Source organism: Actinoplanes sp. TBRC 11911 (assembly GCF_012933445.1).
Lineage (GTDB): Bacteria > Actinomycetota > Actinomycetes > Mycobacteriales > Micromonosporaceae > Actinoplanes.
Genome location: NZ_JABBNC010000017.1, coordinates 42,010 through 54,999, shown reverse-complemented (window position 1 = coordinate 54,999; position 12,990 = coordinate 42,010). Strand labels below are relative to the sequence as shown.

Below are 12,990 nucleotides of genomic sequence, written 5' to 3'. Positions count from 1 at the left end.
GCTTCATATTGTCCCAATACGTCCATCACTACGGGCAGTATCCGACGGTGGACATCACGAACAGTGACTTGGGACAGGAGGAAGAGCGCGGTGACCGCTACGCATCAATGGCTGCTCCTGGTCGCCGGATACGCCGTCATGTTGTCCTGGCCGATCTCCACGATCGCCCTGGTGACCTTCGCCGTCCGCTACGTCGGTGCCCGCCGGCGGAGCTCGGTCACCAAGGCCCTGGAGGGCGGAGACGGCACTCCCGAGCATTTCTGGATCATCGTGCCGGCGCTGAACGAAGAGGTCGTGGTCGGCAACACGGTCCGCGCCGCGCTCGGCCTCAGCGGTCCCGGCAACACCCTGGCCCGGGTCCTCGTGGTGGACGACGGCTCCGACGACGGCACCCCGGACGTGCTCGCCGCCATCGACCACCCCCGGCTGCACATCATGCGGCGCGAGCTGCCCGAGGCGCGCAAGGGCAAGGGCGAGGCGCTCAACGCCGCCTACCGCTACATCGCCGAGCGCTCCGCGGAGGCCGGCGTCAGCCCGGACAAGGTGGTTCTCGGCATCATCGACGGCGACGGCCAGGGCAGCCGCAACATCCTGCTCGAGGTCTCCCGGATGCTGCGCGACACCCGCATCGGTGCGGTCCAGGTCCAGGTACGCATCCGCAACCGCAACAAGCTTCTCGGCGCCGTGCAGGACCTGGAGTTCGGCTCGATCGTCAACGCCTGCCAGAGCCTGCGCGACTCGCTCGACACCGTCGGGCTCGGCGGCAACGGCCAGTTCACCCGGCTCTCCGCGCTGCTCGCCCTGGGCGACGCGCCGTGGTCGGCCTGCCTGGTCGAGGACCTCGAGCTGGGCCTGCGCATGCATCTCGACGGCCTCGGCATCCGCTACTCGTCGCGGGCGTCGGTCACCCAGCAGGCGGTGGTGGACGTCCGCCGGCTCACCCGCCAGCGCACCCGCTGGGCGCAGGGCAACCTGCAGTGCGCCCGCTACCTGCGCCGGCTGGTCACCTCGAAGCGGCTCGGCCCGATCGGACTCGTCGAGGTGCTGCACTACCTGCTCTCGCCGTGGGCGAACGCCGTGGTCGCCGTGCTCCTCGCCGGCATGGTCGCGGTCGCGGTCGGCGGCCTGGTGATCGGGCACCCGTTCGCGTACATGGACGACTGGGGTTGCCTCGCCGAGAGCTGCGGCACCTGGCTCGGCGTCACCTTCTTCCCGGGCCTGCTCTGGGCACTGGTGCACCGCTACCGCCTGCGCGACGAGGGCATCCGCCGGCTGCTGGTGGCTGCCCTGGCGTACCCCCTGTTCCTGCTGCTCGGCCTGGTCGCCACCTACCGCGCGGTGGGCCGGCAGGTCAGCGGCCGGCAGGCCTGGGCCAAGACCGAACGACTCGCCGAAGAACCGATGGACACCCCGCAAGAAGAGCTCGTACTCGCCGGTTAACCCACGACGACCCCCCGGAGAATCACATGTCGCTCCCCGAAGTCCACCTCATCGGCGGTACCCGCCCCGAAGCCGTCAAGCTCGCGCCGGTCGCCGTCGCGATGCGCGAGCAGGGCCTGGTCGAACCGGTTCTGCTGGCCAGCGGTCAGCACCCGGCGATGGTCGTGCAGGCGCTCGCCGCGTTCGACCTGACCCCCGACGTCACGCTCACCGTCGAGCGGACCACCGGCAGCCAGGCCGAGCTGCTCACCGAGATGATCCGCAAGCTCGAGGAGCTGTGGGACCGGCGGCCGCCCGCCGCGGTGATCGTGCAGGGCGACACCACCACCAGCCTGGCCGGGGCGCTCGCCGCGTTCTGGCGGCGCATCCCGGTCGTGCACCTCGAGGCCGGCCTGCGCTCGGGTGACCTCGACTCGCCGTTCCCGGAGGAGGCGAACCGCAAGCTGGTCGCCCAGGTCGCCGCGCTGCACCTGGCGCCGACCCCGCTGGCGGCCACCAACCTGCTCGACGAGAACGTGCCCGGCGACGGCGTGATGGTCATCGGCAACACGGTGGTGGACGCGACGCTAGCGGTGGCCGGTCGCAAGCTGCCGTTCGAGAACGCCGCCGTGGCCGCGTCCCGGGCCGGCAGCACGAACCGGCTGGTGCTGGTCACCGCGCACCGCCGCGAGTCGTGGGGCGAGCCGCTGGAGCGGATCCTCAAGGCGGTTCGCCACCTCGTGGCGAAATATCAGGACATAGAGGTAATTCTGCCGAGCCACCCCAACCCGGCGGTACGGGCGCAGGTGGAAGCCGGGCTGGCCGGCGTCGAGCGCGTCACCGTCACCGACCCGCTGCCGTACCCGGACCTGTCCCGCCTGCTCTCCGAGGCGTACCTGGTCCTCACCGACTCGGGCGGCATCCAGGAGGAGGCGCCGTCGTTCGGCGTGCCCGCCCTGGTGCTGCGCGACGTCACCGAGCGCGTCGAGTCGCTGCACGCCGGCTGCGCGAAGCTCGTCGGCTCGGACACCGACCTGATCGTCACCGAGGCGTCCGCGCTTCTCGACGATCGTGCCCTCCGCGACGCGATGACCGCGGGCGGCAACCCGTACGGCGACGGCCTCGCCGCCCTCCGAACCGCCCAGGCGACTGCCGCTCTTCTGGGCCTGGCCCCCGCCCCCGCCGCCATGCCGGCCCTCGTGACTGGAGTGACCCGCTGATGCGTACGACCAAAATGACCCGACGTGGCCTGCTCGGCGCCGGCCTCTCGATCGCGGCGGTGACCGCGGTCGGCCTGAACGCCGTCGAGGCCGACGCCGCACTGCCGGCGGCCAAGTCCGGCCTGGCCGCACCCGGCGGTGGCACCGCGAAGACCCTCATCCTGTACGACACCACGAGTGAGTTCGGCTGGCTCGGCGAGGTCTACGCGACCCAGACCGCGAACCTGAGCTCGCACTTCGGCTCGTGGACCGCGGCCCCGGTCGGCGGCTACAAGACCGGCGACCTGAATGCGTACACCGCCGTCGTCTACATCGGCAGCACCTACGACGAGCCGCTGCCGGTCGCCTTCCTCGACGACGTGACCGCCACGACCAAGCCGGTCACCTGGGTCTACGACAACATCTGGCAGCTCACCGCGCGGGACACCACGTTCGCCGCCAAGCACGGCTTCACCAGCGGCGCGTTCGACACCTCGGACGTCGCCGAGGTGAAGTACAAGGACAAGTCGCTCACCCGGGACGCGGTGAACAACAAGTCCGGCATCATGAACCTGTCGATCAGCGACGCGAGCAAGCTCACCCCGCTGGCCACCGCGGTCCGGCCGGACGGCACCACCTTCCCGTGGGCGGTCAAGTCGGGCAACTTCACCTACGTCGGCGAGATCCCGTTCGCGTACGTCACCCACGACGACCGCTACATGGCCTTCGCCGACCTGCTGTTCGACTCGCTGGGCAGCACCGGCGTCGAACGGCACCGCGCGCTGGTCCGCATCGAGGACGTCGGCCCCGACTCCGAGCCGGCCGAGCTGCGCGCCGTCGCCGACTACCTGTTCGCGCAGAAGGTGCCGTTCACCGTCGCCGTCTACCCACGCTACCGCGACCCGAAGGGCGTCAACAACGGCGGCCGGGCCGAGGACTACACGCTGCTGCAGCGGCCGCAGGTCATCTCCGCGCTCAAGTACATGCAGAGCAAGGGCGGCACGTTGCTCATGCACGGCTACACCCACCAGTTCGGCAACCTCGCGAACCCGTACGACGGGGTCAGCGCCAACGACTTCGAGTTCTACATGGCCCATGTGGACGCCAACGACAGCGTGATCTACGACGGCCCGGTGGCCGGCGACTCGGCGATCTGGATGACCGGCCGGATCCTGGCCTCCGGCCTGGTCTTCGCGGCCTCCGGGCTGGGCACGCCGACCATCTTCGAGCCGCCGCACTACGCGGCCAGCGCGGTCGACTACCAGACCATCAACTCCATCTTCGGCAAGCGCTACGACCGGGGTCTCTACTTCCCGGGCGTGCTCACCGGCGCCAAGCCCAACTACGCCAAGCAGTTCGGGCAGTTCTTCCCGTACACCGTCCGTGACGTCTACGGCTCGGTCGTCGTCCCGGAGAACATCGGCAACGTCGAGCCGCTGCCGTTCAACCACCACCCGGCCCGCCTGCCCGCCGACCTGATCGCCTCGGCCGACCGCAACCTGGTCGTCCGCGACGGCGTGGCGAGCTTCTTCTACCACCCGTACCTCGGCACCGACTACCTCAAGCAGCTGGTGCCCGGCATCAAGGCCGAGGGGTACACGTTCGTCAGCGCGGCCACCATGCTCGCCGGCTGACCCGTCGCACGAAATGAGCGCCGCCCGGCATCGCCGGGCGGCGCTTACGCGGTTCAGTAGTCCTTCAGTCGCCATCAAGTCGATCAATTTAATCTGGGCGCACGTGCGGCCCCGGAACGATTGGACGGTGGCGGGAATGAAGGATTACAAGGACTACCGAGCGCCGCGATGGCAGGACATGAGCGACCGGGAGAAGAAGATCGGCCTGTTCTGGCACGCGCTTTCCTATCTCGTGTTCAATGTGGCCTTCATCGTCTACTGGCTGATCGCGCCGCCGACGGGCTTCTTCTGGCCGGTCGTCCCGGTGGTCGCCTGGGGCATCGGGCTGGCGTTCCACGTCCGGGCCGTCTACGCACCGTCGAAATCGGCGCCGCGGGAGGCGTGAAGGCCGCCGGCCAGCTTCTCGGCCCGCCGGGCGAACAGGTGAGCGCCCCGGGCGACCGACAACGCCCGGGCGCTCTCCGCGACGGCTCGCACCGCCGACTCCGGCTCGCCGCGCGCCCGGGCCAGCCGCGCCCGCATCAGCAGCAGGAAACCCTCGGGATAGCGCTGGCCGTGGGTGTCGAGCAACGCGCCGGCCCGGTCGAGGGCGGCGGCGGCCGCGGCGGGCCGCCCGGCCGCCAGCCACATCTCGGCGAGCAGCCCGTACCAGGTGGCCACGCCCGAGCGGGGCGGGTCGAGCAGGGTGCCGGCGATGATCTCCGCGGCCTCCGTCGCGGCGGCGGCCGGGTCCTCGCCGGACACCGCGCGCGCCCAGCAGCGGCCGAGCCGCTGGTACGCGCCGAGGAACACGAAGGTGGCCTCCGGGTCCACCGCGATGCCGCGATCCGCCGCCCGCCGCGCCCAGTCCGGGTGGCCGGCCAGCGCCGCGATCGTCACGCTGAACGCCGCCCAGACCGTGATCACGTACGGGTCGCCGTCCGCGCCGGCCTCCATCGTGTCGAGCTGGGCTCGCGCGCCGCCGACGTCGCCGTGCAGCGCGGTCATCAACGCGCGCATCACCGGCCAGAGCAGCCGCAGGTCACGGCGCAGCGAGTAGGCGCCGCCGTCGGCCGGGTCGTCGAGCATCGTCGCGGTCCGGTCCAGGTACCTGAACGCCGTACCGATGTCGCCCACGTCCCACCGGTGGATGCCCCAGGCGTGCCGCCCGTACGCGCGTACGAGGGAATCGGTCGACGCCTCGCCCTCGTCGAGCAGCTGTCGCGCGAGCCGGCCCGCCCGGTCGAGCCGGATGCCCTGCGAGTACGCGGCCCAGCGGGAGAACAGGAAGTCGGCGGCCTCACGTTCGCGTCCGAGCTTGCGTGCCAGCAACTCGGCCCGTTCCAGCTGGTCGAGCGCCGAGCCGACGTACCCCGACCGCATCCCGCTGACCGCGGCGAACCGCGACAGCGCGGACAGTTCCAGCTCGGCCAGGCCCGCCGTGCGAGCGATCTGCGCGGCCGCCCGTAACTGCTGCTCGGCGGCCTCGAACGCGGACTTGGCTGCGGCCCGGCGACCGGCGTCCACGAGCGCCGCGGCGGTCCGGGCCGGGTCGGCGAGCGGCCCGGCCGCCCACAGGTGATGGGCGAGACGCTCGGCGACCGGCTCGTCGCCGGTCTGCTCCAGCGCGTCCGCGATCCGCAGGTGCAGCCGGGTCGCGAGCGGCGCCGGCGTGGCCCGGACCACCGACTCGCGCACCAGGTCGTGGGTGAAGCGGAACGCGAAGGGATCGCCGGGCGCCGGTTCGAGCATGCCGAGCTCGACCGGCGGCTCGAGACGGTCGAGGCAGCTCAGGCTGTCGACGCCGGCGGCCCGGGCGAGCAGGCCCAGCTCGACGTCCCGGCCGGCCAGCGCGGCGATCCGCACCAGATCCCGGGCGTCGTCGTCGAGGCCGGCCATCCGGTCGCGCACGATGTCGCGCACGGTGGACGGCACCCCGGCCCGCGCCGCGGCGTCCCCGGTGAGCGGGCCGCCGCCGGCGAGGAACCGGGACAGCTCGCGGACGAAGAACGGATTGCCGCCGGTGCGGGCGTGGATGCTGTGCGCCGCACCCGGGCCGGGCTCCCGGCCGGTCTCGCGGCGGACCAGCTCGGACACCTCGGCCTCGCCGAGCGGGCCGAGCCGGATCCGGCGGTGCTGGGGCAACCGGCTCGCCGCGGCCAGCATCCGGGCCAGCTCCGAGCCGGGCACCGGCGCGCGGTCGCGCAGCGCCCCGACGATCACGACACCGTCCGGCAGCCGGGCCGCGAGGTGGCCGAACAACTGCAGCGAGGCGACGTCGGCCCACTGAAGGTCGTCGATCACCAGCAGCAGCGGGCGGCGGGCCGCGATCTGACCGGTCAGCTCGACGGTCCGCTCGAACAGGCGGAACCGGGCGCCGGTGTCCGGCAGCACCGGCGCGGCCGGAGCGCCGTCGCCGGGTTCCAGGAGCCGGCCGAGGTCGCCGCCCTGCCACTGCTCGCGGGCCGCGACGCTCAGCTCGCCCAGCAGGGTGCCGACGGCCTGCACCCACGGCCACATCGAGGGCGTCCCGTCGCCGTCCAGACAGCGGCCCCAGACGACGAACGCGCCCCGCCGGGACGCCTCGGCGGCGATCTCGGCCAGCAGGCGGGTCTTGCCCACCCCCGGCTCGCCCTCGACGACCGCGAGTGCGCTGCCGCCGCCGAACGCCGCCGCCAGGGTGTGGCGTAACACCGCGAGCTCCTCGGCCCGGTCGACCAGACCGGTGGCGGGCGCCGGCATGGCCTCGGCGGGCGCGGGCTGCCGCAGCGCCCGCTGGTGTGCGGCGAGCAACGCCGGTCCCGGATCGATGCCGAGCTCCTCGGCCAGCCGCGCGCGAACCGCCTGGAACACCGACAGCGCCTCGGCCGTGCGTCCGGTGGCGGCCAGCGTGACGACCAGCGCGGCCTGCACCGTCTCGTGCAGCGGCGCCATCCGGGCGGCCAGACGCACCGACGGCAGCACCCGCTCCGGCTCGCCGCGGGACACCGCGAGCCCGGCCGCCGCCACGCAGGCGTCGAAGAACTCGCCGTCGAGCGCGGTGAAGATCGACGACGCGGCCGCCGTGGTCAGGCCGTCGCCCGCGGCGCCGTGCCACAGCGGCAGCGCCCGCGCGTAGTGGCCGAGCGCCACCTCCGGGGTGGCACCCGCCTTGGCCGCCTCGACGAGCTCCCGGAAGCTGACCACGTCCAGCATGCCGGGACCGGGCTCGAACAGGTAGCCGTTGCCCCGGCGCCGCAGGTACGAGCCGGGTCCGCGGGCGGGCCGCGCCGGTTCCAGCAACCGCCGCAGCGTGCCGACGTACTTCTGCAGGATGTTGAGCGCCGAGGCCGGCACGTCGTCGCCCCAGATCAGATCGATCAGCTCGTGGGTGCTGACCGGCTTGCCCGCGCGGGCCAGCAGAACGGCGAGCAGGCAGCACTGCTGCCGCGGCCCGGTGTCGAGTTCGACGCCGTCGCGCCACACCCGCAACGGGCCGAGAATCTGCAGATACAGATCCGCCATGCCATTCCCATACCGAATTGTCAGGACAATTTCCGGGGAGCCGCGAACAGTCTACCGAGATCATCCACATTGGTCACCCGATGCAATTCGGTCCATTTCCGTGCGGACCGTTCGCGTTCCGCATTCGCTCGACTCCACCAGATTGTGCTTGGCTGGCGGTATGCGGGTGAATGACCTGGTCGGCCGGGACGGCTTGCTGGCCGATCTGCTCGGCTGGTTCCGCCCGGCGGCGCGCGGCAGCGGCCGGGCGGCGCTGCTGCTGGGCGAGGCCGGCGCGGGAAAGTCCAGCCTGGCGGACGCCGTGGCGGCCGGGCTCGACGGCTTCCGGGTCGCGCGGGGCTGGTGCTCCGCCGCCGGGATGCCGCCGTACTGGCCATGGCGGAGCGCGCTCGCCAAGGTCGCGCCGGGCCTGCCGTTCGATTCCGGCGACGCGTCCCGCGACGACCGGCAGGTGCTGTTCACCGCCGTGCTCGACGCGCTCGAACGGCAGCCGGCGCCGCTGCTGATCGTGCTCGAGGACCTGCACTGGGCGGACGCCTCCTCGCTGGCGCTGCTGCGTTCGGTGGCCGCGGCACCGGTGGCGTTGCTGTGCACCCGCCGCGACGAACCGGGCGTGAACCCCCTTGCCGACCCGCTCGCGGACCTGCCGACCAGCGTGCGGCGGATCGCCGTGCCGCCGCTGGACGACGTCGCGGCCGCGACGCTGGTGTCGCGGATCGTCGGCGACCGGCTGCCCGGCGCCAGCGTGGCCGCGGTCGTGGCGCGGGCCGGCGGCAACCCGTTCTTCCTCGCCGAGGTGGCCCGGCTGCTGGCCGCGCACGGCTCGTCCGCGATGGCCGTGGTGCCACCCGGCGTGCACGAGGTCCTGGGCCGCCGGGTCGCGCGGCTGACCCAGTCGTGCGCGACGTTGCTCGCGGCCGCGGCGGTGACCGCGGAGACGGCCACCGCCGGCCCGGACCTGATCGACGAGCGCCTGGTCGTAGCGGTCACCGGCCGGTCACCCGAGACGGTGACCGACCTGCTCGACGAGGCGGTGCGGGCCGGCCTGGTGACGGCCGGCCCGTCCCCGCGATTCGCCCACGCGCTGGTGCGCGAGGTGCTGGTGGCGGACCTGCCGCGCGGCGAAGCGGGCCGTACCCACCGCCGGACAGCCGAATTGATCGAGCCGAGTGGTGACGCGGAACGGCTCGCGTATCACTGGTCGCGCTCGTCCGGGCCGGACGCGCCCGGCCGCGCCGCCGCATGGTCGATCCGGGCGGCCGAGCAGGCCGTCGACGCGCTCGGCTTCGACCAGGCGGTCGCCCACCTGCGGCGGGCGCTGGACGGCGCCGCCGCGGACCGGGTCGATGTGCTGATCCGGCTCGGCCGGGCGCAGCGTCTCGCCGGTGATCCGGTCGGCAGCCGGGCGTCCTTCGAGGCCGCGGCCGCGCTGGCCGGCGAGTCCGGCCGGGCGGACGATCTCGCGGTGGCGGCGCTCGGCATCGGCGGCGGCGTCATCGGGTTCGAGGTGCCGATCGCCGACGAGGCGTACGCGGAAATGCTGCGCGACGCGCTCGCGCGGCAGACGGGTGACTCACCGGTGAAGGCCGCGCTGCTCGGGCGGCTGTCCATGGCGCTCACCGGGCTCGCCGGGCCGGGGGAGCGGCGGCGGCTGGCGCAGGAGGCGGTCGCGATGGCGGAGCGGACCGGCGATCCGGCCACGACGGCCGGGGTGCTCGCGGCGTACTGCGACGCGGTGGCGGGTCCGGAACATGTGACCGCGCGCCTGGCGGCGGCGGACCGGATGCTCGCCGTCGCGGCCGGTCGTGAGTCGAGACTGCTGGCCCGGCGGCTGCGCCTGCTCGCCTACTTCGAACGCGGCGACCTCGCCCGGGTCGACGCCGAGATCGCCGCGTACCGGCGCGACGCCGGGGCGGCCGGCATCCCGCTCTACCAATGGCTGCCGGAGATCTGGCGCGGCGCCCGCGCCCTGCTGACCGGCGACCCGGACGCCGCGCTCGCACACGCCGCCACCGCCGAGGCGATCGGCGCCCGGGCCGGCAGCGGCAACGCCGTGCTGCTCGGGCTCGCGCTGCGCATGCACGCCCACCTGACCGCGGGCCGGGCCGCCGAGCTCGCCGGCGAGATGCGCGCGCTGCTCGACCAGGTCGCCGTCGTGCCGTTGCAGATCTTCTACCGCGCCGCTCCCGCGGTCGTCCTGCTCGCCGCGGGCGACGACACCGAGGCGCGGGCGACCTTGAACGCCTACGTCGAAACGGCCGCGGCGGACATCGCGCCGGACGCCGAATGGCTCGAAGGACACTGGGCGCTGGCCGAGATCGCGGTCCGGCTGGGCGACGAGCGGGCCGCGGCACGGGTGCTGAGCGACCTGCGGCCGTTCGAGCGGCTCTGGGCCGTGGACGGGATCGGCGCCGCGGTCTTCGGCACCGTCGGTCACCAGTTGGGGCGGCTCTGTGCGCTGCTCGGGCGGCACCGCGAGGCGCACGGTTACTTCGAGCGGGCGCTCGCCGACTACGAGCACGCCGGGGCCCGGCTCCTCGCCGGGCAGGTGCGGGCCGAGGCCGGCCTGCCCCGGCCGGCGCCGGTTCGCGACGAGGGCGTACTACGCCGCGACGGCCGGTACTGGCACGTCGAATGGCGCGGCACCGCCTCGGTGGTGGCCGACGGCAAGGGCATCCGGGACCTCGCCGTGCTTCTGGCGCGGCCGCATCGGCCGGTGCCGGCCGTCGAGCTGGCCGGCGTCGAGAGCGCGGGCGACCTGGGACCGCGGCTGGACGCGACCGCCCGCGCCGCCTATCGAGCCCGGCTGGCCACGCTCGACGCGGCGCTCGCCGACGGCACCGGCGACGCCCGGATCCTCGCCGAGCGGGAGGCGATCGTGGCCGAGCTGCGCGCGGCGATCGGGCTGGGCGGGCGGCCGCGCGCCGAGGGCGATCCGGCCGACCGGGCCCGCAAGGCGGTCACCATGCGCATCCGTGCGGCGATCACGGCCGTCGAACGCACCGATCCGGCGCTGGCGCGGCATCTGCGCAACGCGATCAAGACCGGCCGGGTCTGCGCGTACCAGCCGGAAACCGCGGTTCGCTGGCGCACCTGACGATGTCAGCTCCCGTCTGACGCCTTCCCGGGTGACAGCGAAATTCCCGGAAGGAGCACCGCCATGGGTACCGAAGAGCTAGCCGACCGCCTGTTCACGGCCGGCGTCGCCACGATCGAACTGTCCTGCGTCTACCTGGGCATCCGGCTCGGGTACTACCACACGCTCGCCTGCACCGGCGGCGGCCTCACCGCCGACGAGCTGGCCAAACACACCGGAACCGCCCCCCGCTACACGCATGAGTGGCTGCAGTCGCAGGCGATCAGCGGGTTCGTGACCATCGACGGCGACGACCCGGCGACCGCACGGTACGCGCTGGCCGACGGCGCCTCGGACGTGCTGGTCGAGGTGACCGGCCCGGCCTACCTCGGCGGCCTCGCCCACGCCGCGGCGGCGATCGGCGGCGTGCTGCCCGATCTGGCCGACGCGTACCGCACCGGCGACGGCCTCCCCTATGCGCGATACGGCGCCGACGCGGTCACCGCGCAGGCGGCCCTGAACCGGCCCGCGTACGTGAATTCGCTGGCCGCCGAGTGGCTTCCGCAGGTGCCCGACGTGGTGGATCGGCTGGCCGGAGGCGCCCGGGTCGCCGACTATGGCTGCGGTGCGGGCTGGTCCTCGATCGAGCTGGCCCGGGCCTATCCGGACGTGCGGGTGGACGGCTTCGACAACGACGAGGCCTCGATCGCCACCGCCCGGCGTAACGCCGCCGAGCAGGGTGTCGCGGACCGGATCGACTTCGAGGTGGCCGACCTGACCGGCGGCACGGGCGCGGTGGGCCGGTACGACGTCGTGTTCTTCTTCGAATGTGTGCACGACTTCCCGCGACCGGTCGAGGTGCTGCGCAACGCGCGCACGGCGGTACGGCCCGGCGGCACCGTCATCGTCATGGACGAGCGCGCGGCCGAGACGTTCACCGCGCCCGGCGACCCGGTGGAGCGGTTCCTCGGCGGCGTGAGCGCGTTGTGGTGCCTGCCGCAGGGTCTGGTCGGCGCCGACCCGCAACCGGTCGGGACGCTGATGCGACCGGCCGCCATGGCCGCGCTGGCGGCCGACGCCGGCTTCGCGGCCAGCGAGATCCTGCCGATCGAGCACCCGTTCTTCCGCTTCTACCGCCTGGTGCCGTGACGCTGCCACGGACCGGGAGCGGCGCGGCCGGCCGGGCAACGGGCAGCCGCGCCGCTCGGGACAAAAGCTCAGTTCTCCTCGGGGTTGCTCGGATGCAGCAGGTCGGACAGGCCGAGCCGGGCCAGGAACTCGCCGCGCACCCGGTCGGCCACCTCGTCGACGGCCGTGGCCCCCTGCCCGCTCGGCTCGTGGTGCACGCGCAGCGGGCGGGTGCCCTTGTCCATCGCGACCACCTCGACGATCAGCCGCGCGATCACGGCGGCGTCGATGCCCGCGGGTTCGAGCATCGCCATCTTCGCGCCGATCTGCTCCATCAGCTGCGGGTAGCGCAGCTCGTACTCGGCCGCCACCGCCGCGTCGGCCGGCGCGCCCGCGTGCGCGTAGTGGTTCGTGCCGCGGGTGAACGAGCCCGGCGTCACGATCGTCGTCTCGATGCCGAAGCGGGCCACCTCCAGCGCGGTGTTCGCGGCCAGCGCGTCCAGCCCGGCCTTGGCCGCGAAGTACGGCGCCAGGTACGGCGGGCTGCCGGCCCGGGCGCCCGCGTTGCCGATCCAGAGCAGCAGGCCGTCGCCGTTCGCGCGCATCGACGGCAGCATCGCCCGGTTCAGCCGGTGGGCGCCGAGCACGTTCGTGTCGTACAGGTCGGCCAGTTGCTCCGGGGTGAACGCCTCGGCCGGGCCCACCACCATCGCCCCGACGTTGTGCACCAGCACGTCCACCCGACCCCCCTGGTCGAGGATGCCGGCGGTCGCGTTCTTCACCGACTCGGCCGAGGTCACGTCCAGCTCGATCACCCGCAGATCGACGCGGCGGCCCCGGGCGTAGGCCGCGGCCTCGTCGGCCGGCTCGGCGTTACGCCCCGCCACGTCCCGGATGCCCGCGAACACCGTGTGGCCCTGCTCGGCCAGCGCGCGCGACGTCATCCGGCCGAAGCCGCTGGATGCGCCGCTGACGACGATGTTCTTCGGCATGAGTGGTGTGGTCCTCCTCGCGCACGATCTTTGTGTCGACCGTACGAAGCGGACGGCGT

At 73.4% G+C, this 12,990-nt stretch carries 8 protein-coding genes; 6 read left to right on the top strand and 2 right to left on the bottom strand.

The genetic code is table 11. The features are described from left to right. Positions 1–90: 90 nt before the first annotated feature. The 4 genes from HH310_RS22830 to HH310_RS22815 all read left to right on the top strand — a co-directional run bounded on the left by HH310_RS22830 (position 91) and on the right by HH310_RS22815 (position 4,637). Positions 91–1,440, top strand: coding sequence for a glycosyltransferase (locus tag HH310_RS22830; protein ID WP_169177654.1), 1,350 nt, complete (start codon positions 91–93; stop codon positions 1,438–1,440). A gap of 26 nt (positions 1,441–1,466) precedes the next feature. Next, positions 1,467–2,639 carry a non-hydrolyzing UDP-N-acetylglucosamine 2-epimerase gene (gene wecB, locus HH310_RS22825; RefSeq protein ID WP_169177653.1) on the top strand — a complete coding sequence of 391 codons (1,173 nt, stop codon included), beginning with the start codon at positions 1,467–1,469 and terminating at the stop codon, positions 2,637–2,639. Beyond that, entirely contained in the window at positions 2,639–4,252 is a 1,614-nt protein-coding gene (locus HH310_RS22820) for a DUF2334 domain-containing protein (protein ID WP_169177652.1), read from the top strand. The genes wecB and HH310_RS22820 overlap by 1 nt, the downstream gene beginning before the upstream one ends. Before the next feature lie 136 nt (positions 4,253–4,388). Next, positions 4,389–4,637: a 2TM domain-containing protein gene (locus HH310_RS22815; protein WP_211192493.1), complete on the top strand. Its 249-nt coding sequence runs from the start codon at positions 4,389–4,391 to the stop codon at positions 4,635–4,637. On the opposite strand, the gene HH310_RS22810 is transcribed toward HH310_RS22815, so the two are convergent. After that, the gene (locus HH310_RS22810; RefSeq protein ID WP_169177651.1) at positions 4,601–7,735 is read right to left on the bottom strand and encodes an AAA family ATPase; all 3,135 of its coding nucleotides are present in this window, start codon (positions 7,733–7,735) and stop codon (positions 4,601–4,603) included. The two genes, HH310_RS22815 and HH310_RS22810, sit on opposite strands and share 37 nt — an antisense overlap. Positions 7,736–7,895: 160 nt before the next feature. Here HH310_RS22810 and HH310_RS22805 point away from each other — a divergent pair, with 160 nt between their 5' ends. Continuing rightward, complete coding sequence (locus HH310_RS22805; protein WP_169177650.1) at positions 7,896–10,832, top strand: AAA family ATPase; 2,937 nt, start codon at positions 7,896–7,898, stop codon at positions 10,830–10,832. Positions 10,833–10,895: 63 nt separating this feature from the next. Next, on the top strand, positions 10,896–11,960 hold the full coding sequence (locus HH310_RS22800; RefSeq protein WP_169177649.1) for a bifunctional 2-polyprenyl-6-hydroxyphenol methylase/3-demethylubiquinol 3-O-methyltransferase UbiG: 1,065 nt from the start codon (positions 10,896–10,898) through the stop codon (positions 11,958–11,960). A gap of 68 nt (positions 11,961–12,028) precedes the next feature. On the opposite strand, the gene HH310_RS22795 is transcribed toward HH310_RS22800, so the two are convergent. Then, positions 12,029–12,931, bottom strand: coding sequence for an SDR family NAD(P)-dependent oxidoreductase (locus HH310_RS22795; RefSeq protein ID WP_169177648.1), 903 nt, complete (start codon positions 12,929–12,931; stop codon positions 12,029–12,031). Positions 12,932–12,990: the final 59 nt, after the last annotated feature.